At 62.3% G+C, this 20,590-nt stretch carries 22 protein-coding genes and 1 tRNA gene; 16 read left to right on the plus strand and 7 right to left on the minus strand.

Annotated elements, in window-relative coordinates; translation table 11 throughout:
* Positions 1–12: 12 nt before the first annotated feature.
* The 5 genes from serS (at position 13) to FJ986_RS23155 (ending at position 4,978) form a co-directional block, all read left to right on the plus strand.
* Positions 13–1,317 (plus strand): serine--tRNA ligase, encoded by a 1,305-nt coding sequence (serS, locus tag FJ986_RS23135; RefSeq protein ID WP_140675827.1) that lies wholly within the window; start codon positions 13–15, stop codon positions 1,315–1,317.
* Positions 1,317–2,075, plus strand: coding sequence for a 5'/3'-nucleotidase SurE (gene surE / locus FJ986_RS23140; RefSeq protein ID WP_140517122.1), 759 nt, complete (start codon positions 1,317–1,319; stop codon positions 2,073–2,075). The genes serS and surE overlap by 1 nt, the downstream gene beginning before the upstream one ends.
* Positions 2,072–2,725, plus strand: coding sequence for a protein-L-isoaspartate(D-aspartate) O-methyltransferase (locus tag FJ986_RS23145; RefSeq protein WP_140675830.1), 654 nt, complete (start codon positions 2,072–2,074; stop codon positions 2,723–2,725). Before surE ends, FJ986_RS23145 begins: the two co-directional genes overlap by 4 nt.
* 179 nt (positions 2,726–2,904) lie before the next feature.
* Positions 2,905–4,434: a LysM peptidoglycan-binding domain-containing M23 family metallopeptidase gene (locus FJ986_RS23150; protein ID WP_140564096.1), complete on the plus strand. Its 1,530-nt coding sequence runs from the start codon at positions 2,905–2,907 to the stop codon at positions 4,432–4,434.
* A 238-nt stretch (positions 4,435–4,672) separates the two neighbouring features.
* Complete coding sequence (locus FJ986_RS23155) at positions 4,673–4,978, plus strand: hypothetical protein (protein WP_140521031.1); 306 nt, start codon at positions 4,673–4,675, stop codon at positions 4,976–4,978.
* 84 nt (positions 4,979–5,062) lie between these two features.
* On the opposite strand, the gene FJ986_RS23160 is transcribed toward FJ986_RS23155, so the two are convergent.
* Positions 5,063–5,938: an ATP-binding protein gene (locus tag FJ986_RS23160; RefSeq protein WP_140561514.1), complete on the minus strand. Its 876-nt coding sequence runs from the start codon at positions 5,936–5,938 to the stop codon at positions 5,063–5,065.
* A 287-nt stretch (positions 5,939–6,225) separates the two neighbouring features.
* On the opposite strand from FJ986_RS23160, the gene yajC reads away from it, so the two are divergent.
* The 7 genes from yajC to FJ986_RS23195 all read left to right on the plus strand — a co-directional run bounded on the left by yajC (position 6,226) and on the right by FJ986_RS23195 (position 13,056).
* Positions 6,226–6,564 (plus strand): preprotein translocase subunit YajC, encoded by a 339-nt coding sequence (gene yajC / locus FJ986_RS23165; RefSeq protein ID WP_140495773.1) that lies wholly within the window; start codon positions 6,226–6,228, stop codon positions 6,562–6,564.
* A 52-nt stretch (positions 6,565–6,616) separates the two neighbouring features.
* A complete protein-coding gene (locus FJ986_RS23170) occupies positions 6,617–7,687 on the plus strand; it encodes a hypothetical protein (RefSeq protein ID WP_140675833.1) in 1,071 nt (356 codons plus the stop codon).
* 89 nt (positions 7,688–7,776) lie between these two features.
* Entirely contained in the window at positions 7,777–10,329 is a 2,553-nt protein-coding gene (gene secDF / locus FJ986_RS23175) for a protein translocase subunit SecDF (RefSeq protein ID WP_140495775.1), read from the plus strand.
* Between the two features lie 29 nt (positions 10,330–10,358).
* On the plus strand, positions 10,359–10,748 hold the full coding sequence (locus FJ986_RS23180) for an Mth938-like domain-containing protein (RefSeq protein ID WP_140495776.1): 390 nt from the start codon (positions 10,359–10,361) through the stop codon (positions 10,746–10,748).
* A 25-nt stretch (positions 10,749–10,773) separates the two neighbouring features.
* Positions 10,774–11,589: a phytoene/squalene synthase family protein gene (locus FJ986_RS23185; RefSeq protein WP_140564094.1), complete on the plus strand. Its 816-nt coding sequence runs from the start codon at positions 10,774–10,776 to the stop codon at positions 11,587–11,589.
* 82 nt (positions 11,590–11,671) lie between these two features.
* Entirely contained in the window at positions 11,672–12,106 is a 435-nt protein-coding gene (locus tag FJ986_RS23190) for a type II secretion system protein (RefSeq protein ID WP_140521028.1), read from the plus strand.
* Positions 12,106–13,056 carry a sterol desaturase family protein gene (locus tag FJ986_RS23195; RefSeq protein ID WP_181181908.1) on the plus strand — a complete coding sequence of 317 codons (951 nt, stop codon included), beginning with the start codon at positions 12,106–12,108 and terminating at the stop codon, positions 13,054–13,056. The genes FJ986_RS23190 and FJ986_RS23195 overlap by 1 nt, the downstream gene beginning before the upstream one ends.
* A gap of 17 nt (positions 13,057–13,073) precedes the next feature.
* On the opposite strand, the gene FJ986_RS23200 is transcribed toward FJ986_RS23195, so the two are convergent.
* The 5 genes from FJ986_RS23200 to FJ986_RS23220 form a co-directional block, all read right to left on the minus strand.
* Positions 13,074–13,403, minus strand: a complete 330-nt coding sequence (locus FJ986_RS23200; RefSeq protein WP_181181909.1) for a type II toxin-antitoxin system RelE/ParE family toxin — start codon at positions 13,401–13,403, stop codon at positions 13,074–13,076.
* Complete coding sequence (locus FJ986_RS23205; protein ID WP_140517110.1) at positions 13,387–13,677, minus strand: type II toxin-antitoxin system ParD family antitoxin; 291 nt, start codon at positions 13,675–13,677, stop codon at positions 13,387–13,389. The genes FJ986_RS23200 and FJ986_RS23205 overlap by 17 nt, the downstream gene beginning before the upstream one ends.
* A gap of 67 nt (positions 13,678–13,744) precedes the next feature.
* Positions 13,745–15,154, minus strand: a complete 1,410-nt coding sequence (gene trmFO, locus FJ986_RS23210; protein ID WP_140675839.1) for a methylenetetrahydrofolate--tRNA-(uracil(54)-C(5))-methyltransferase (FADH(2)-oxidizing) TrmFO — start codon at positions 15,152–15,154, stop codon at positions 13,745–13,747.
* A gap of 571 nt (positions 15,155–15,725) precedes the next feature.
* Complete coding sequence (locus FJ986_RS23215; RefSeq protein WP_140495781.1) at positions 15,726–15,866, minus strand: DUF1127 domain-containing protein; 141 nt, start codon at positions 15,864–15,866, stop codon at positions 15,726–15,728.
* Positions 15,867–15,914: 48 nt separating this feature from the next.
* Positions 15,915–16,055: a DUF1127 domain-containing protein gene (locus tag FJ986_RS23220; protein ID WP_013531315.1), complete on the minus strand. Its 141-nt coding sequence runs from the start codon at positions 16,053–16,055 to the stop codon at positions 15,915–15,917.
* A 235-nt stretch (positions 16,056–16,290) separates the two neighbouring features.
* Between FJ986_RS23220 and FJ986_RS23225 the strand changes: the two genes are divergently transcribed.
* The 3 genes from FJ986_RS23225 (at position 16,291) to FJ986_RS23235 (ending at position 18,403) form a co-directional block, all read left to right on the plus strand.
* Positions 16,291–17,409 carry a DUF2157 domain-containing protein gene (locus FJ986_RS23225; protein WP_140675842.1) on the plus strand — a complete coding sequence of 373 codons (1,119 nt, stop codon included), beginning with the start codon at positions 16,291–16,293 and terminating at the stop codon, positions 17,407–17,409.
* The gene (locus FJ986_RS23230) at positions 17,406–17,990 is read left to right on the plus strand and encodes a GDYXXLXY domain-containing protein (protein ID WP_140665120.1); all 585 of its coding nucleotides are present in this window, start codon (positions 17,406–17,408) and stop codon (positions 17,988–17,990) included. The genes FJ986_RS23225 and FJ986_RS23230 overlap by 4 nt, the downstream gene beginning before the upstream one ends.
* A gap of 194 nt (positions 17,991–18,184) precedes the next feature.
* A complete protein-coding gene (locus FJ986_RS23235; RefSeq protein WP_140495784.1) occupies positions 18,185–18,403 on the plus strand; it encodes a hypothetical protein in 219 nt (72 codons plus the stop codon).
* A gap of 62 nt (positions 18,404–18,465) precedes the next feature.
* Here FJ986_RS23235 and FJ986_RS23240 read toward each other — a convergent pair.
* Positions 18,466–18,550 (minus strand) — tRNA-Leu (locus FJ986_RS23240).
* Positions 18,551–19,025: 475 nt separating this feature from the next.
* Here FJ986_RS23240 and tig point away from each other — a divergent pair.
* The gene (gene tig, locus FJ986_RS23245; RefSeq protein WP_140675844.1) at positions 19,026–20,501 is read left to right on the plus strand and encodes a trigger factor; all 1,476 of its coding nucleotides are present in this window, start codon (positions 19,026–19,028) and stop codon (positions 20,499–20,501) included.
* Positions 20,502–20,590: the final 89 nt, after the last annotated feature.

Raw genomic sequence — 20,590 nt, forward strand, 5'->3', positions numbered from 1 at the left:
AGCTTTCAGACCATGCTTGACATCAAATGGATTCGCGACAACCCGAAGGCCCTTGTCGAGGCGCTGGTCAAGCGCTCGTGGTCGGTCGAGGAAGCGCAGTCCACCGTCGATGACCTGATCGCCAGGGACGAGGCGCGGCGCGAACATGTTACCGAGCTGCAGACCAAGCAGGAACGCCGCAACGCCGCCTCGAAAGAGATTGGCAATGCCATGCGTTCGGGCGATGCCGCCCTTGCCGAAAAACTGAAAGCCGAAGTCGGTGAGATAAAAACCTTCATCCAGAACGGCGAGGCGCGCGAGCGCGAGCTCGACAAGGCGCTGAACGACGCGCTGGCGGTGCTGCCCAATGTGCCGCTCGACGATGTGCCGGTCGGCAAGGACGAGCACGACAACGTGGTCAAGCAGATCGTCGGCAAGGTGCCGACCCGCCCGAACTGGGTGAAGGAGCATTTCGAGATCGGCGAAGCGCTCGGCATGATGGATTTCGAGCGTGCGGCAAAGCTGTCGGGCTCGCGCTTCACCGTGCTGAAGAGCGGGCTGGCGCGGATGGAACGCGCGATCGGCCAGTTCATGCTCGACCTGCACACGACCGAGCATGGCTATGAGGAAGTCATCCCGCCGCTGATGGTCAAGGACGATGTTCTTTTCGGCACCAACCAGCTGCCGAAGTTCGAGGAGGATCTGTTCTTCACGCCGCATGGAGATGGCAGGCTTGGCCTGATCCCCACCGCCGAAGTGCCGCTCACCAACCTCGTGCGCGAGGAGATCACCGCCCATGAGAAACTGCCGCTGCGCTACACCGCGCTGACGCCGTGCTTCCGCTCGGAGGCCGGCTCGGCAGGGCGCGACACGCGCGGCATGCTGCGCCAGCACCAGTTCTACAAGGTCGAGCTGGTGTCGATCACCGATCAGGAGTCCTCGCTCGCCGAGCATGAGCGGATGACCGAGTGTGCCGAGGAAGTGCTGAAGCGGCTCGAATTGCCGTTCCGCACCATGGTGCTGTGCACCGGGGACATGGGTTTTGGCGCGCGAAAAACCTATGACATCGAGGTGTGGCTGCCCGGCCAGAACGCCTATCGCGAAATCTCGTCCTGCTCTGTCTGCGGCGATTTCCAGGCCAGGCGCATGGAAGCCCGCTACAAGGACAAGGACGGCAAGGGCAACCGCTTCGTCCATACGCTGAACGGCTCGGGCACGGCTGTCGGGCGCGCACTTATCGCCGTCATCGAAAACTACCAGAACGAGGATGGCAGCGTAACCATTCCTGAAGTGCTGCGGCCTTATATGGGCGGGCTGGAAAAGATCGAATCGAAATAATGCGTATTCTCCTGACCAATGACGACGGCATTCATGCCGAGGGCCTGGCGTCGCTCGAGCGCGTCGCGCGCACATTGTCCGACGATGTCTGGGTGGTGGCGCCGGAGCAGGACCAGTCCGGCTATGCGCACTCGCTGTCGATCTCGGAGCCGCTGCGGCTGAGGAAAATCGGCGAGAAGCACTTTGCCGTGCGCGGCACGCCGACCGACTGCGTCATCATGGGCGTGAAGAAGATCCTGCCCGGCGCGCCCGACCTGATCCTGTCGGGCATCAATTCCGGCGCCAACATCGCTGACGACGTCACCTATTCGGGAACCGTCGCCGGCGCGATGGAGGGCGCGTTGCTCGGCATACGCTCGATCGCGCTCAGCCAGGGCTACAGCACTGTCGGCGAGGACCGCGTCGTTCCCTACGAGACCACCGAGGCGCTGGCGCCGGCGCTGCTCAAGAAACTCGTCGCGACGCCGTTGCCGGACGGCGTGCTGCTCAACGTCAATTTTCCGAACTGCCTGCCTGAAGAGGTCGCCGGCACGGTGGTCACCTCGCAGGGCAAGCTCGTACACAGCCTGTGGGTCGAGGAACGCCGCGACGGGCGCGGGCTGCCGTACTACTGGCTGCGCTTCGGCCGCGAACCCGTCGAGGGCAAGCAGGGCACCGACCTTTTTGCGCTGCGCAATCGCCTGGTGTCGGTGACGCCGTTGCAGCTCGACCTCACAGCGCATGAGATTCGTGACCAGCTGAGCAAGGCCCTTGCATGAACCTGCCGATCGATGACCGAGAAGGATTTGCCGCCTTCCTGCTGCGCCTGCGCGGCAGGGGGACCGTGCCGAAGGCGCTGATCGCGGCCTTCGAGGCGACACCGCGGCGCGGCTTCCTGGCCGCCCAATTCCATTCCATCGCCTGGTCGGACCGCATGCTGCCGATCGAATGCGGCGAAGCGATCGAGGGCGCGGACATGCAGGCGGCGGTGATCGCCGCACTCGCCATCGAAGTCGGGAATCGCGTGCTCGAGATCGGTACCGGCTCCGGTTATACGGCAGCGGTGATGTCGCGCCTGTCAGGCCGGGTTGTCACCATCGACCGCTACAAGACGCTGGTCGAACAGGCGCGGCAGCGCTTCGAGGCGCTCGGCATCGGCAACGTCATCGCGCGCCAGGTGGATGGTTCCTCCGGTTTGGCCGCAGAAGGCCCGTTCGACCGGATCGTCGCCTGGGCCGCCTTCGACAGCCTGCCGCGTTTCCTGCTCGACCAGTTGTCGAGCGGCGGCATCGTGATCGCGCCGATCGGACCGGAGGAGGGCGAGCAGGTGCTGGCCAAGCTCACCAAGGTCGGCAGCCGTTTCGAGCGCGAGGATATCGGCCTTGTGCGCCTGCAGCCGGTATTGCGCAGCCTGGCGGCCGTTCTCTAGGGATTGTCCATGTTCAGCCGGCCTGCAACGGCGGCTGCGCGTGCCTCTCTGTGGGTAGTTTGAGCGGCCCCCAAATATTTTAAGAAAATTTGCGCCTGATTCTAAGGGGTTAACCGACCAGTAACATTAACGCGCTTTAATCCTGTCCAGTTGGTGCAGAGTTTGTGCGGGTTAGTGCGATGCAACTCAGTGTTTTGAAGGCAAACAGTCGCAATTTGGCGCGGGGCTGCGCTGTTCTCATGATCGCGGGTGCCGCGGCTGGGTGCAGCTCGCAAGTGTCGCGGTTCAACGGCGTCGACGACGTCTTCACCTCCTCGACAAACAATCAGCGCGCCATCATCAACAAACAGGATGCCGTGCAGCAGCCCTATCCGGGCGATGTCGCGGCCGCGCCGGTCGATGGCAGCCACACGCAGTCGGTCAGCCGCTCCAGCCTCGAACCGGTGTCGACGCGGCCGCTGCCGCCACCGGTCGCCCAGGCGCAGCCCGCTCCCGCGCTGGCACCCGCCGCCAATCCGGTGCGTGTTGCATCGGCGCCCGCTCTGGTGCGCCCGGCACCGCAGGTCGACCGGACGGCGACCGGCACGGTTGCTCCCGCGGCCAAGCCCTTCAAGGATGCCCAGCCCGACGCCAAGGCAGCCGGCACGGCGCATGCCACCGAAATCGTCGTCAGGGACGGTGAAACGATCTCCGGGCTGGCGCAGCACTACAAGGTGCCGGCCGACGTGATCATGAAGGTCAACGGGCTGAGCGCGACCAAGGGGCTGAAGACCGGCCAGAAGATCATCATTCCGGCCTACGCCTATTCCAGCAAGGCCGAGCCCAGGGTTGCCGACGCCAAGCCAGCCAACGGCAAGCGCGACTTGCCGGCCACCGCGCCGGAAAAGGTCGCCGTGCTGCCGCAGCAGCCGAAGCTCAAGGAGGGCAAGTCAGCCGCGCAGGTCGATGCTTCGGCCGCGGCGAACAAGCCCAAAGACAGCAAGCCCGCGCCGCAAACGGCCGCCGCCGCGCCCAAGGCCGGCGCCGGCGCCTATACGGTGCAGTCGGGCGATACGCTTTCCTCGATCGCCAGGAAGACTGGCGTCGGGGTTGTCGCCATCAAGCAGGCGAACGGCATGCAGGACGGCTTGCTGAAGATCGGCCAGACGCTGAAGGTGCCGGCCGGCGGAACGGCCACGGTGGCCGCCGCAAAGCCTGCGGCGGTAGACCCGGTGACGACAGCCACGACGCAGCCGACGGCCAAGACGACGCCGTCGCAAACGCTGGCTTCCTACACGCCGCCGAAGAAAGACGCCAAGGTCATCCAGCAGGCCGAGGATGACGACGCTGTGGCGCCGGACGCCACCGGCATAGGCAAGATGCGCTGGCCGGTGCGCGGCCGCGTCATTTCCGGCTTCGGTTCCGGCAAGGACGGCGTCGACATCGCCGTGCCGGCAGGCACGCCGGTCAAGGCGGCCGAGAATGGCGTCGTCATCTATGCCGGCGACGGCCTCAAGGAATTCGGCAATACGGTGCTGGTGCGGCACGAGAATGGCCTGGTCACCGTCTACGGTCACGCCAGCTCGATCGAGGTCCAGCGCGGCCAGAAGGTCAAGCGCGGCCAGGAGATCGCGCTGTCGGGTATGAGCGGCACGACGGACTCGCCGAAGCTGCACTTCGAAGTGCGCAAGAACTCGGCCCCGGTCGATCCCTCCGGCTATCTCGAATAGTTGGGGCTATTTCGAATAGAATAAAAAAAGCGATTTGCGGGCCGCCTGACCTCCAGTCCGGCCCGCCGGCTCAGCCCGCCCCGCAAGGAGCGGGCTTTTTCAGTTGGTTGCTGGATGCACGTCGTTGTCTCAATGTATGTTGTCGTTCCAAAACCGGGGCCGCAGTCAGAAAAGCGGTTATCTGCATTTTAACTAATGTAGAGGAAAGTCATTCTCGACGCTCTGCAAGGAGAGTGGAATGATTGAATCTGTCGAAGAGGATGAACTTCCGTCCGCCAGCCCAACGCATCGCTGGCAATCGCATGTACGAGCAACTGCTTTAATCGTTGCGCCGGTCATTTCGATCGCAAGTGCCGCTTTGGCCGGCTATTTCTCCTATGCGGTGATCAATACCAAGCCGCCCACAGACATGTCCGAGCTGGCCATTTCCATCCTGAAATCAGGTGATGCTTCACCAGAAATGCAGGCCTGGGCGACCGATACACTCGGGATACAAACCGATATTCCCATGGTTCTGGGAAGCATAAAGCCTGTGCGGGAATGAACACGATATAGAAACCGGCGTCCCCGGACGGGTCGGCCACGAAACTTTTGTGGCCGGCTCCTGCCGTCACTCGGTGAGCCGCGCCTAATCCTTCAACGGCTTGCCGAGCCGGCCTGCGAGGTCCTGCGTGAACTGCCAGGCGACGCGGCCCGAGCGGCTGCCGCGTGTCGTCGCCCATTCCAGCGCCTCGGCGCGCAACTGCCCGGGGTCGATGTCGAGCCCATGATGGCTCGCGTAGCCGTTGACCATTTCGAGATATTCGTCCTGCGAACATTTGTGGAAGCCGAGCCACAAGCCGAAGCGATCGGAGAGCGAAACCTTCTCCTCGACCGCCTCGGACGGATTGATGGCGGTGGAGCGCTCATTGTCGATCATGTCTCGCGGCAGAAGATGGCGGCGGTTCGACGTGGCGTAGAAAATGACATTGGCCGGGCGGCCTTCGACGCCGCCTTCGAGTGCTGCCTTCAACGATTTGTAGGAGGTATCGTCATGGTCGAAGGAGAGGTCGTCGCAAAACAGGATGAAGCGGTAAGGCGCGGCCTTCAGCAGCGTCATCAGCTTCGGCAGCGTATCGATGTCCTCCCGATGGATCTCTATCAGCTTGAGCGGGCGGTCGAGTTTCGGCGAGGCGTTGATTGCGGCATGCACGGCCTTGACCAGCGACGATTTGCCCATGCCGCGCGCGCCCCACAAAAGCACGTTGTTGGCGGCATAGCCGGAGGCGAAGCGTTCTGTGTTGTCGACGAGGATGTCGCGCACACGGTCGACGCCGCGGATCAGGCCGATGTCGACGCGGTTCACCTTGCGCACCGGCTCCAGGTAACCCGGATCCGCCTGCCAGACGAAGCAATCGGCTCCGCCAAGGTCGGTTTCGGGCACAGGCGGCGGGGCGAGGCGGCTGACCGCCTCGATCAGGCGGTCGAGTTTCTGGTTCAATGCGTCGATGCTGGTATCGGTCATCTCAGGTCTTTTGCTCTGGTTCCGCGAGGGAAGGTGTGGCCGGGTTCGATCCCGACGGTTTCGAAACTCGCTGCAACCGTTTGTTACAGCGCGATCTTTTGCGAAAACCCGCTCGCGCTTTTCGCGGTCATGCTCTAACACGGGCGAACAGGCCGGAAAAGCAGCCGATTTGCCCGGCCACGCAGTTGCATTGGCAACTTTACCGACTATATTCCGGCCAAATTTCGCGGGGCTGCCAAATCCACTGAACCGTTTGGCGGCTGTTTTCAAAATTCAGGAGTACCTCGATGTTCGTGACACCGGCATATGCCCAAGGCATTGGGGCTTCTCCCGACATGTTCATCAGCATTTTGCCGTTCGTCCTGATCTTCGTGATCATGTATTTTCTCATCATCCGGCCGCAGCGCACGCAGCTGAAGAAGCGCGGCGAGATGCTGGCGGCCGTGCGCCGCGGCGACACGGTCGTCACCGGCGGCGGCTTCGTCGGCAAGGTGACCAAGGTGATCGACGACCATGAGCTCGAGATCGACCTCGGTGGCGGCACGAAGGTGACGGCGTTGCGCTCGACGATCGCCGACGTGCGCGTCAAGGGCGAGCCGGTAGCGAACCAGAACGCCAAGAAATAACCAAATTCCAGGCGGAGCGATCCGCGGACGGGGCCCTGACAAGCGACGGCATATGTCTCATTTTTGGCGCCTGAAGATGATGCTGACGTGGCTTGCCGTAGCCACGATGACCGTCTTCGACGCGTCCAACCTTTTCGCCGCCAGTCCGCATGCCATGCGGCCCGAGCGGCCTGCCGACAGTCCGGCAGTCGTTCGAGCAGGGCAAGACGGTTCGCATCTCCTGCTCCATCTGGTGGTGGCGGATGTGATCGACGGCCGGCTGAAGATTGCGCGTGGCGATGTCCGGGCGCTTCTGATGGAGGCCAGGATCGGCTACACGGGGCTTGCTGTGTCGGGCAGGACCTTGCAGGTGCGCATCACGAATCCGGCTCAGCTTGAGGCGGCAAAGACAGCGCTCAAGACGGTAACGGATGTTGCCCCGGACAGCCGCGTTCAGGAAATGACGCTGGATTCCGGCAAAGCCGGCTTGCTCAAATTCACGCTGACGGATGCGGGTTTGAAGTATCAGACCTCTAACGCGATTTCTCAGTCGATTAAGGTCATCAAAAATCGTCTCCAAGATCTGCGTGTCGCCGGCACGGTGGCCCAACCAGCGGACCAAGACGGCATAGTTGTTCAGACGTCAGACATCGCCGATCGGCAAACGCTGGAAAAAATTCTCACCCGGCCTGGTCGCCTGAGCTTCCATTTGGTTGACCTTTCGATGCCGGTGAACGATGCGATCAGCGGTTCCCCGCCTGTTGGCTCGCTGGTGGTGTATACGCAGGACGATCCGCCGGTTCCTTACCTGGTCGAGAATCGGGTCATCCTCTCGGATAAGGACGTGCTCGACGCCCGCCCAACTTACAGTGGGCAGCAAAATGACGAACCGGTTGTCGTGTTCCGGTTTGGCGCCAAAGGCGCGGCACGGTTCAAACAGGTTACAACGCAAAATGTGGGCAAGCCATTGGCTGTGATCCTGGATGACCACGTGATTTCAGCACCTGTCATTCGCGAGCCCATCGATGGTGGTTACGGTCAAGTCTCGGGCAATTTCACTGTCCGGGAAGCCAACACCATCGCCATGCTGTTGCGAACCGGCCCATTGCCGGCAAGATTGACAATCGCTGAAGAAGCACGATAGGGCCGGCCGTGCTCAGAATGAGAAACGGGCCCGCGAACCGAACCGATGGCGGAATGCTGCCGCTTGTACGCCTGAACGGATAAGAACTGATGCTTTATTTCTCGCGCTTCAAGATGATCCTGATCTGGCTGGCCGTGGCCGCCACAGTGGTCCTCGCCGCGCCCAATCTCATTCCCGCAAGCACGCTGGCGCAGCTTCCGAGCTGGGTGCCCAAGCGGCAGATGACGCTCGGCCTCGACCTGCAGGGCGGCTCGCACATCCTGCTCCAGATGGATCAGAACGATCTGGTCAAGGCGCAGCTGGAGACGACGCGTGACGAGATCAGGACGCTGCTGCGCGAGGCCAAGATCGGCTATACCGGCCTGGCGGGCACGGGCAGGACCGTACAGGTCCGCATACAGGACCCGAACCAGCTCGATGCGGCCAAGACGGCACTGAAGCCGCTGACCGATCCGGTCGCCGCAAGCCTGTTCACCGGCGGGTCCGTCCAGGAGATGGCGCTGGATGATTCCGAGCCCGGCCTGCTCAAATTCACCGTCACCGACGCCGGCATAAAATATCGCACCTCGGCTGCGTTGGCACAGTCGATCGAAGTCGTCGAACGCCGCGTCAATGAACTCGGCACCACCGAACCGATCGTGCAGCGGCAGGGCGATGACCGCATCCTGGTGCAGGTGCCCGGTTTGCAGGACCCGCAAAGGCTGAAGGAAATCATCGGCCAGACCGCCAAGCTGACCTTCCAGATGGTGGACCAGTCTATGCCGGTGCAGGATGCGCTGAAGGGCCGTCCGCCGGCCGGTTCATCGATCCTCTATTCGCAGGACGATCCGCCGGTTCCCTACCTGATCGAAAACCGCGTCATCGTTTCCGGCGAAGACCTCTCCAAAGCGACCGCAACCTACAACTCGCAGACCAACGAGCCGGTGGTTTCCTTCACCTTCAACTCGCGCGGCGCGACACGGTTCGGGCAGGCGACATCGCAGAATGTCGGCAAGCTGTTCGCCATCATCCTCGACAACCAGGTGATTTCGGCACCGCAGATCCGCGAGCCGATCCTGGGCGGCAGCGGCCAGATCTCAGGCAATTTCACGGCCGAGAGCGCCAATGACCTCGCGGTCCTGCTGCGCGCAGGCGCGCTGCCGGCAAAGCTGACCGTGATCGAGGAGCGCACGGTGGGTCCGGGCCTCGGCCAAGATTCGATCCATGCCGGCAAGGTCGCCGGCATCATCGGCTCTATCCTTGTCGTCGCCTTCATGTTCGTCGCCTACGGCTTCCTCGGCTTCCTCGCCAACATCGCGCTGGCGGTGCACGTGGCGATGATCGTCGGACTGCTATCGCTGCTTGGCGCGACACTGACCTTGCCAGGCATTGCCGGTATCGTGCTGACCATCGGCATGGCCGTCGATTCCAACGTGCTGATTTATGAGCGCATCCGCGAGGAGCGGCGCGCCGGACGCTCGGTGATCCAGGCGATCGACACCGGCTTCTCGAAGGCGCTGGCGACGATCGTCGATTCCAACGTCACCTCGCTGATCGCGACCGTGGTGCTGTTCTATCTCGGAACGGGCCCGGTGAAGGGCTTTGCCATCACCTACGCCATCGGCATCCTGACCACGGTGTTCACCGCCTTCACCTTTACCCGGCTGCTGGTGTCCATCTGGCTGCGCCGCGCGCGCCCGAAGGAATTGCCGCGGGCGCCGGTAACCTTCATTCCGCCCGGCACGAAGATCCCGTTCATGGGCATCCGCCGCTGGACCTTCGCGCTGTCGAGCCTGCTGTCGGTCCTGTCGGTGGTGCTGTTCATGACCGTCGACATCAATTACGGCATCGATTTCAAGGGCGGATCGCTGATCGAGGTGAAGTCCAAGAGCGGCAATGCCGATCTTGCCGACATCAGAGCCAGGCTCTCGGAACTGAATATCGGCGAAGTGCAGGTGCAGCAGTTCGGCGAGCCGAATGACGTGCTGATCCGTGTCGGCACGCAGGACGGCGGCGAGAATGCCGAGCAGACCGTCATCGACAAGGTGCGCGGCGAGTTGCAGGACAATTACGATTTCCGCCGCGTCGAGGTGGTGGGACCGACCGTGTCAGGAGAACTGGCCAAGCAAGGCACGATCGCCATGCTGGTCGCGCTGGTGGGTATCCTGATCTATGTCTGGTTCCGCTTCGAATGGCAGTTCGCGGTCGGCGCCATCGTGGCGACGGTCCATGACGTGGTCATGACCATAGGCTTCTTCGTTATAACCGGGCTGGAGTTCAACCAATCGTCGCTGGCGGCGATCCTGACCATCATCGGCTACTCGCTGAACGACACGATCGTGGTCTATGACCGCGTTCGCGAGGATCTCAGGAAATACAAGAAGATGCCGCTGCCGCAGCTCCTCAACAACGCCATCAACGAGACGCTGTCGCGAACGACGCTGACCTCGGTGACGACGATCCTGGCGCTCCTGGCACTGGTGCTGTTCGGCGGCGAGGTGATCCGCTCGTTCACGATGGCAATGCTGTTCGGCGTCATCTTCGGCACCTATTCGTCGATCTTCATCGCCGCGCCGCTGCTGATCCTATTCAAGCTGCGGCCGCAGGCCACGAGCTCGGACGAGGAAAAGCCGGTCGGCGGCGGCAAGGCGGTCGCGACCTGACGCGCGACCCGAAGGGCGGATCGGCAGGGATGGCCAAAGGCATCGTCATCCGCGAGGCGCATTTCCCCGGCCGCGCCCCTATCGAGGCGTATGGCAATGGCGGCTTCCGCTTCGCCGACATGTCGCATCGCGGTTCGCTTCTGTGCCTGCCGTCGGGTATCCATGGCTGGGAGCCGGCGGACCCATCTGCGCTGACGGTGGCGGATTTCGAACGGCTGCTGGCCCAGGCCGAGAAGATCGAAATCCTGCTGGTCGGCACGGGCAAGGATTTACGACCCTTGCCGGCGGGGCTTCGCGCCGCCTTGAAGACCGCGGGCATAGCCGCCGACCCGATGGCGACCGGTGCAGCGGTGCGGACATATAATGTCCTGCTCGCAGAGGATCGCGCGGTAGCCGCCGCGCTGATCGCCGTCGACTGACGTGGACCAAAAGGGCGAAATCGTCATGGGCGCCGTGCGCGCCGCCGACCATGACCGCTATCTCAGCGCGCTCTACGCGCCGACGGACAAGCGCGAAGCGCTGTTTTCGCTCTACGCCTTCAATGCCGAAATCGCGGGCATTCGGGATCGCATCCGCGAGGCCTTGCCGGGCGAGGTGCGGTTGCAATGGTGGCGCGATGTCATCGCAGCCGAAGGGTCCGAGACGGGCCATCCGATCGCGGATGCGCTGAAGGCCACGATTTCCAGGTACGGCCTGCCGAAACAGGCATTCGAGAATATGCTCGAGGCCCGCATCTTCGACCTCTATGACGACCCGATGCCGTCGCGAACCGATCTCGAAGGCTATTGCGGCGAAACGGCAGCCGCGCTTATTCAACTGGCGGCAATGGTGCTGGATCCAGGAGTGGCGCCACGTTTCGCCGAACTGGCCGGTAGGGCCGGTTGCGCGCAGGCGATTACGGGACTGTTGCTCCTGCTGCCGCTGCACCGCAGTCGCGGACAGTGTTTTGTTCCGGCCGATATCCTGGCCGCGGCGGGTTCGTCTCCGGAGGAATTCGTCACCGACGATGGTGGACCAGGTGCGCAGCGCGCCGTCGCCGCCATGATCGCGCTGGCGCGGGAGCATCTCTCGGTCTTCGAGAAAGGCGCATCGGATTTGCCGGCTTCACTGCGCCCGGCCTTTCTGCCGCTGGTCCTGTCGCGAGCCTACCTGACGAAAATGGAACGCGGTTCGCCGCTCGACGGCACGGTGCGACTCTCGACCATGCGCCGCCACTGGCTCATGCTGCGTCGCGCGATGGCGGGCTGGCCAGCAGTTTGACGTAAACGTCAATTGTGCTAAGGGATCGTTCAACCGGGAACTGTTGCCAAGACAACAGGCCGGCTGGAGGAGATGCCTGTCCATGAGCCTGCCCGTGCTGGTCGTGATCGTCGTATTCGGCATCGCGTTGTCGGTCGCCGCCGTTCATTTCACCGGCGGCAGCCGCAAGGCCAGGCTGGCCGATGCAGAGCAGGCGCGAGAGCGTTTTGCCGAGGATTTTCCGGATGAACCGGCGGCCGCCATCCACCTCACATCCGATGGCCGAACCGCGTTCCTGGAACTCGGGCGAGGGCGCCTTGGCATCGTCCATGCCATCGGAGATCGTTTCCTGACGCGTATCATCACGCCGCGCGATGTATTGGCGCGGAGTGACGATGGTGCCGGGACGATTGCGCTGCGCCTTGCCGATTTCACCTGGAAAGGCGGTCACTTCACCTTCGCTAACGCTGCCGACGCGCACGCTGTACTAAGAGTTCTTCAGCCGCAGCATCCTAGTTCGACCAAGGAGGCCGCGTGATGGGCGATTACAATTTCCCGCAGGTTACCCAGCTCGCCATCCCGTTCTTCGTTGCCGCCATCCTGATCGAGCTGTGGCTGGTGCGCACCGGCCGGGCCAAGGGCTCGTTCGAGACGCACGACACGCTGACCAGCCTGATGATGGGCACCGGCAATGTCGTCGCCGGGCTGCTGCTCGGCGTCGTCTCCTACTGGGCGCTGCTGTGGCTCTGGCAGTTCCGTTTCTTCAACCTCGGCCTGTCGATCTGGGTGTTCCTGGCGGCCTTCCTGCTCGATGATTTGCGCTACTACATCTACCACCGCATCGCGCATCGGGTGCGCTGGGTGTGGGCCGAGCACGTCAACCACCATTCCAGCCAGCACTACAATCTGTCGACGGCACTCAGGCAGAGCTGGACGGGCCTGTTCACCTTCATGTTCGTGCTGCAGGCGCCGCTGGTGCTGCTCGGCTTCCATCCGGCGGTGATTGCCTTCACCTTCGGCTTCAACCTTATCTGGCAGTTCTGGATCCACACCGAGACGATCGGCAAGATGTGGGGCTGGTTCGAATTCGTCTTCAACACGCCCTCGCACCACCGCGTCCACCACGCCACCAATCCGCGCTACCTTGACGCCAACTATGCCGGCACGTTGATCATCTGGGACCGCATGTTCGCCACCTTCGTCGAGGAGTTGGAGAGGGACCGCCCGCGCTACGGCATCGTGAAAAATCTTGGCACCTTCAATCCGCTGAAAGTGGCTTTCCACGAATGGATCGGCATGTTCAGGGATGCCTTCGCACCTGATCTGACCCTGAGCGACCGCCTGAACTATCTGATCAAGCCGCCCGGCTGGAGCCATGACGGCTCGCGCGAAACCTCCGAGAGCCTGAAAGCAGCCTATGTCAGGCGAAATCCGGGTGAGGCCGGGAAGCCCGGGCTGCGACCGGCGCGTGCCGAGCCGGCCGAGTAGTTATTTCGTGGGCCAATCTAGGACGGGCCCGATCCGCCATCTCGCATCAATGTCTCGTAGTCGCGGCCGCCGCAAAAGATGTTGACGATGCGAATGATGTCGCTCTCGATTATATAGGCTATGACGGCGGAGTGCTCGAACGGAACGGTTCGCAGTCCCGGCACGATGTCGTCGCGCAGGCGATCGCCACGAGGTGCGTTGCCGATGTTTTGACAACGGTCTTCAATTCGGAGCACGAATCTCAGCGCCGCGTTGGGGCTTCCGCCCGACTCAACTATGTATCTGAAAATGTTGGTAAGATCGTCTCTGGCACTTTCGCGATACTCGACCTCAAGCCGCCGAATCATCAATGCGGCTCGAATATTGCTCAGCGAATTTCTTAAGCTGGTCGCGAACCTCTTTTCCGGAAAGGTTCGGCCTTGTGTCCTCAATCGAAGATTTTACCCGCGCCCGGATCGACGCCATGCGTTCGGCATGCTCGTCCTCTTCGCGCTGGAAAGCGCGAAGTGCTGCGCGAATGACTTCGCTCGCCGAGCCGAAGGAACCGTCCTCGACTTTTTCGCGGATCATGCGCGCCATGGCGGGCGTGACGGTGACGGACAGTTTCTCGGCTGGTTCCAAGCGATGACTCCAATGATCGAGCGAGTAGGATACTATCCTACTCTCCGCGGCAAGCCAATCTGAAAGGCTATTCCGCCGCTTGAGCTTGCGCCGGCAGCCCCAGCCATTGCCGGCAATCACCCAGCGCACGCGATGTGATCGCATGCCTTTTGGCAACCGTCTTGTCCTTGCCGCGCAGGCGTTTGCCTTCGACCTTCACCGCCTCGACAGGCGGGAACAGGCCGAAATTGACGTTCATCGGCTGGAAAGAGCGCTTTCCCGGCTCGTCGTCTGAAACGATGTGACCGCCGGTGATGTGGTTGAGCAGCGCTCCGAACGCCGTGGTGAGTGGTGGCAGCGACGGCGCGTGGCCGAGCCGCTCGGCGGCGGCGAAGCGGCCGGCCAGCAGGCCGATGGCGGCGCTTTCGACATAGCCTTCGCAACCGGTGATCTGGCCGGCGAAACGCAGGCCTTGGCGCAACTTCAGCTGCAGCGAGCCGTCGAGCAAGGTCGGCGAGTTGATGTAGGTGTTGCGATGGAGGCCGCCGAGGCGGGCGAATTCGGCGTTCTCCAAGCCAGGAATCGTGCGGAAAATGCGCACCTGCTCGGCATGCTTCAATTTGGTCTGAAAGCCGACCATGTTGTAGAGTGTGCCCAGCGCATTGTCCTGCCGCAGTTGCACGACGGCGTAGGCCTTGACGGTTGGATTGTGCGCATTGGTCAGGCCCATCGGCTTCATCGGCCCGTAGCGCAGCGTCTCGACGCCACGCTCGGCCATGATCTCGATCGGCAGGCAGCCGTCGAAATAGGGCGTGCCTTCCCATTGCTTGAATTCTGTTTTCTGGCCGTCCACCAGTGCCTGCACGAAGGCAAGATACTGGTCCTTGTCCAAGGGACAGTTGATGTAGTCCTTGCCGGTGCCGCCGGGCCCGACCTTGTCGTAGCGGGACTGGAACCAGCAGGTGTCCATGTCAATCGTGTCGAAAGGGATGATCGGCGCGATCGCATCGAAGAAGGCGAGCGCATCGGCGCCCGTCGCTTCGGCAATCGACTGTGCGAGCGAGGGCGCGGTCAGCGGGCCGGTGGCGATGATGGCCTGATCCCATTCGACCGGCGGCAAGCCGGGTACCTCCTCGCGCTGGATGGAGATCAGCGGATGTGCCTCGATCCTGGCCGTCACCGCGTCGGAAAATCCGTCGCGGTCCACGGCCAGCGCCCCGCCGGCCGGCACCTGGTTGGCGTCGCCGGCGCTCATGATCAGCGAGCCGGCCAGCCGCATTTCGGCATGCAAAAGACCGACGGCGTTGTTCTCGGCGTCGTCGGAGCGGAAAGAATTGGAGCAAACGAGTTCGGCCAAGCCGTCGGTCTTGTGCGCCTCTGTGCCGCGAACGGGCCGCATTTCGTGCAGCACAACGGGAACGCCGGCTTGGGCTGCCTGCCATGCTGCTTCGGATCCGGCGAGGCCACCGCCGATGATGTGAATAGGTTTTTTGCTCATGAGCGCCGGAATAATCGCTTGGCGGGACGATTGCAATTGCCGCACCTGGAACATGCCGCGGCGGCGAAGGCGAAGGCTGCCCTGAAAACAACAACACCCGCCGGGGGAGGAGGTCCGGCGGGTGTCGTTTTGGGGGTCGACCCTCGGGAGGAGGTGAAGGCCGACCGTATTCGTCATCGCCGGGGAGGAGGTCGGCTTTGACGAAATTCCTTTCGCCGTTTGAAAAGGGGCGAAGCCTCTGGAGCAAAATTCGTTTTGCTCCGGGGAAACAACGCCCGCCGCGGGAGGAGGTGCGGCGGGCGCCGTTTGGGTGGCCAACCTTCGGGAGGAGGTGAAGGTCGGGCCTATCCGTCATCGCCGGGGAGGAGGTCGGCTTTGACGAAATTCTTTTCGCCATTTCGAAGAGGGGCGAAGCCTCTGGAGCAAAATTCGTTTTGCTCCCGGGAAACAACGCCCGCCGCGGGAGGAGGTGCGGCGGGCGCCGTTTTGGTGGTCAACCCTTGGGAGGAGGTAAGGGGTGACCGTATTCGTCAGGATCGGGGAGGAGGTCGACCCTGGCGAAATTCCGTTGTTAGATCGCCTGGCGGGCGACGATCTTGATTTCGTCGCGGACGATGCCGAGATCATGCAACTGGCGGTTGGAAAGGCGACCCAGCTCGGTAACCGTCTCGCGATAAACGCGCCAGTTACGATAGTTGCGGATCAGGTTCATTGTCATGCTCTTCTCAAAACTGGTTCGGACCATTCGCGGTCCGAAGGATTAGACCGCCTTGCGAGCGACGTAAGGAATGTCGCTGCGGCTGATGCCGAGGTCGGTCAGTTCACGGTTGCTCAGGCGGCTCAGCTCGGAAACGGTGTCCCGGTAGCGGCGCCAGTTGCGGTAGTTGCGGATCAGGTTCATGGTATTGCTCGTTTCGTCTTTTCTTGCGGATCATTCCGTTTGTGTACAAACCATAAATAGGCGGGCCCATATCGATTTAAAAGCGCTATGGCTGCATGGCAGCAATGCAAATTGTGCAATGCAACATTAACAAGCCTTCGCGGACCTGACACAAAGAAGCCAGAATCAGAAAGTGCCGTGACGTCAACGGTTTGGCAGCTCCAGCTGAAAAACCGACCAAGCAGCGGGGGAAGGTATGCCGGGCTACGCGACACGGGTCAGGTCGGACATTGCGCGATGGCTTGAGGCCGGGCTGATCGACGCCCCGACGGCCGATGCATTGCGGCGCGACGTCGAGATCAACGCGCGCCAGTCGTTGAGCTTCGGTTCGATCCTGGCGATGATGGCGGCGCTGCTGTTCGGCGCGGCCATCCTGATCTTCGTTGCCGCCAACTGGGAAGCCATCCCGCGGCTGGCGCGCGTTGCCGCGCTCTTTGCCGTCATCCTTGGCGGCTATGTCGGCGGTGCGGTGCTGAAAACCCGCGACCACGCGGCGATCGGCGAGGCGTTGTGGATCGTGGCGGCGGCGGCTTTCGGCGGTTCGATCGCGCTGATCGGCCAGATGTACCATCTGTCGGGCGACGAGGCCTCGGCCTTGATCGCCTGGGGCGCCGGCACCGCATTGGCGGCGGTGGCGCTGCGGTCCAACCCGCTGACCGTCGCCGCGGTCGGCATCGCCGACGCCTGGCTGCTCCTGAAAGGGTTCGACTATTTCAATCGCAGCGAATTTCCGCATCTCTTCCTCGTCATGGCGGCTGTGCTGTTTGCCGTCTCGTTCTGGACCCGCAGCCAGGCGGCGCGGCACCTGATCATCCTGTCGCTGCTCTTCTATCTTGTGCTGGTCGCCGTGGATCACGAGACGCTGCCGGTGGCGATCCCGCTGGTCATCGTATCGGTATTGTTGTTCGTGGCTTCCGTCTTCGCGCCGGAACCGGTCGACCGGATCGTGCAGCTTGGCGGCCGCTTGCCGCTGCATGCTCTGCTTGGCTTCCTCACTGGACTGGCCATCATCCAGTTCGAACTGGCCGGCGAAAGCAGCTACGACAGAGGCTTCGCCATTGCTTCGGTCGTCGCGCTGGCCGGCATTGTTGCCGCCATTGTGCTCGCGGGGCGCGAGAGCCGTGGCCTGCGCTGGCTTGCCTATCTCGGCTTCGCCTTCGAACTCGCCATGATCTATGTCGTGACCTTGCAGTCGATGCTCGACACCGCCGGCTTCTTCCTTGCCGCGGCGGTGCTGCTTGGCATCCTGGCGATCGTCATCATCCGCGTGGAGAAACGCATGAAGGATCCGGCCACCGGAGGAGCCACGGCATGATGTCCGGGAAGAGGCTTGTCATCTCGGCGCTGGTGCTGGCGCTCGTCCAGATCGGGTTCCTGGGTTGGATCATCGCCGGCCGGGCGGCGATCCTGCGCAGCGGCAAGGAAGTGCTGCTGAAGATCGAGCCTGTCGATCCGCGCGACCTGCTGCGCGGCGACTATATCATCCTCGGCTACGACATCTCGCGCATACCGGTGAAGATGATCGCCAACATCCCGGCCGGAAAACTTTCCAGCGACGACACCTCGATCGTCGTCCGTCTGAAGAAGAACGCCGACGGCTACTGGACGCCGAGCGCCGCGTGGTTCGGCGCGGCGCCGACACCGACCGATGCCGACGAGGCCGATATTCGCGGTCATGTCGCCGGAGGCTGGGATCTTCGCGGCGAGGGACTGACGATCGCGCCGGATTACGGCATCGAACGGTTCTACCTGCCGGAAGGCGAGGGGATGGCAATCCAGAACGACATGCGGGTACGCCCGTTCGGGATCCGTCTTGCACTGGCCAGCGACGGCACCGCCCAGATCAAGGCGCTGGTGGACGGCGACAAGACGCTGTTTCAGGAGCCTCTATATTAAGGTGTGCAGGGGTGGGCTGCCATCCATAGCTTGAACGGGGAGGGCGGTGCGGCCTCGAAGGCTCAAGCCTTGGAAGCTTACGTCTAATCGACCTCAGGGGCGTCCTTTAGGCGCTAGCGTCTCGCCACTGGATTGTGTCGCGTGGTAGGTATATTCTCGACGCTGGCGGTGGCATTCAGAAAGATGGAAAGCCCATGGCGACCGGGTACTTGGATCACCAGTTGGAGTGTCCTTTTTGCGGCACGATAAGGCTGCGGATTCCTGCCGATGCCGAACCTTCGACGGGCATCCGGTGCGACGACTGCGGTCAGTATCTTGGCACATGGGACGAATTGCAGGATGATTTCCAGCGCCAAGGCGGTAACGATGGCATCTTCCGCCTCGACAAGGGACGTATCAAGAAGCTCGCCTAGGCAGTGTCCTGATTTCCCGCCAGCGCCTGTGCGCTAGTGGACTATCCGATGCCATGCGGCAGTGGTGCGCGTGAAGGGACTCGAACCCCCAAGCCTTGCGGCGGCAGGACCTAAACCTGCTGTGTCTACCAGTTCCACCACACGCGCCTCGGGCGGGCTGTAGCAGAGCCTCGGCGGCCTTGTCGAGGTCTTGGGAGTGAGGTGGAATACCGCATCGTCCTTTGAATATCGCGGCAGCCGCCAGCCGCGACCTGAGGGTCTGGCAATTCCGTCACGCCCGCACGGTCCGGCGATCCCATTAGCCATCATTCTGTCAATGTCAGGGCCGAAATGATGGTTATTCGCCTAAACGCGAAGATGGTTGAAAATTGGCCTCGCCTGTGACAAAAGGCGTGTCGAATGTGACGGGACGCGACGATCCGCTTCTGCAAAATGTGATAAGAAGTAGGAAAAACAAAGACTTATTCACATTTTGGAACGCAGTTTGGAAGAGTTTGAGCCGTATTTCAGGTCAAATCGCCAGGTTCCGTACCAAAAGCCATTCCCGGCAAGATTATACCGGCAGGCTGTGAACGGCAGAGAGCCGTTTGGCAGCCTCATTGGTGAAAACAAAGGTTTTACGATGCAGGTCACCGAAACACTCAATTCCGGTCTCAAGCGCGAGATCAAGATCACCGTGCCGGCTGGTGACATGGAAGCCAAGCTGATGGCGCGGCTGACGGACGCCAGGAACAAGGTTCGCATCAACGGCTTCCGTCCCGGCAAGGTGCCGGTGCAGCACCTGCGCAAGGTCTATGGCAAATCGTTCATGGCCGAAGTGGTCAACGAGATCCTCAACGATTCGACCCGGTCGATCATTTCGGGCCGCGGCGAAAAAGCCGCCATGCAGCCCGAAGTCATCATGACCGAGGACGAGAAGGAAGCCGAGAAGATCCTGGCCGGCGGCGCCGACTTCGAATTCCGCCTTAACTACGAGATCATCCCGCCCATCGAGATCAAGGATTTTTCCGACATCAAGGTGACGCGCCAGGTGTTCGACGTCCCTGACGCGGAGATCGACGAGCAGGTCAAGCGCGTCGCCGAATCGGCGCGCAGCTACGAGCCGAAGACCGGCAAGGCGGCCGAAGGCGACCGCGTCACAATCGACTATGTCGGCAAGATCGACGGCCAGGCCTTTGCCGGCGGCGCCGGCACGGATCAGCCGCTGGTGCTTGGCTCCAAGGAATTCATTCCGGGCTTCGAGGATCAGCTCATCGGCGCCAAAGCCGGCGATGAAAAGCAGGTCACCGTGACCTTCCCGGAAAACTACCAGGCGGCGCATCTGGCCGGCAAGGAAGCGACTTTCGACGTCACGGTCAAAGAAGTGTCCAAGCCGGGCGAACTCGAACTCAACGATGAGACCGCCAAGAACCTCGGCCTGGAATCGTTGGAGCGCCTGCGCGATGTGGTGCGTGGCCAGATCGAGAGCCAGTTCGGCTCGATGACGCGCCAGAAGGTCAAGCGCCAACTGCTCGACCAGCTTGACGCGGCCTATTCGTTCGAGGCGCCTTCGAGGCTTGTCGAGGCCGAGTTCAACAACATCTGGGCGCAGGTCAACCGCGATCTGGAAGCGGCCGGCCGCACCTTCGCCGATGAAGAGACGACCGAGGAAGAAGCGCGCGCCGAATATATGCGGCTCGCCGAGCGCCGCGTGCGCCTTGGCCTCGTGCTGGCCGAGATCGGCGAGAAGGCCGGGGTCACCGTGTCGGACGAGGAATTGCAGCGCGGTCTGTTCGAGCAGGTTCGTCGCTTCCCGGCCAACCAGCAGCAGGAAGCCTTCGAGTTCTACCGCAACAATCCCGAGGCGCTGAACGCGCTGCGCGCGCCGATGTTCGAGGAGAAGGTGGTCGATCACCTGCTCGGGCAGATCTCGGTCACCGACGTCAAGGTCAGCAAGGAAGAGCTGATGGCCGACGACGAGGAAGCCGAGACCGCGACCAAGGCGAAGCCGGCGAAGAAGGCCGCGTCGAAGAAGACTGAAGACAAGAAGAGCGATGACGCGGAAGAGCCGAAGAAGAAGGCAGCGCCGAAGAAAAAGGCCGCCAGGGACGCCGAGTAAATCCCGAGTTGATGGAACTGACGAAGGCCGCCCCTCGAGGCGGCCTTTTTCGTTGCGAAACTGCAACAGCCAATCCGTTTCGCGGACGG

Origin of the sequence: Mesorhizobium sp. B1-1-1, assembly GCF_006442955.1 — a bacterium.
Classification (GTDB): Bacteria; Pseudomonadota; Alphaproteobacteria; order Rhizobiales; family Rhizobiaceae; genus Mesorhizobium.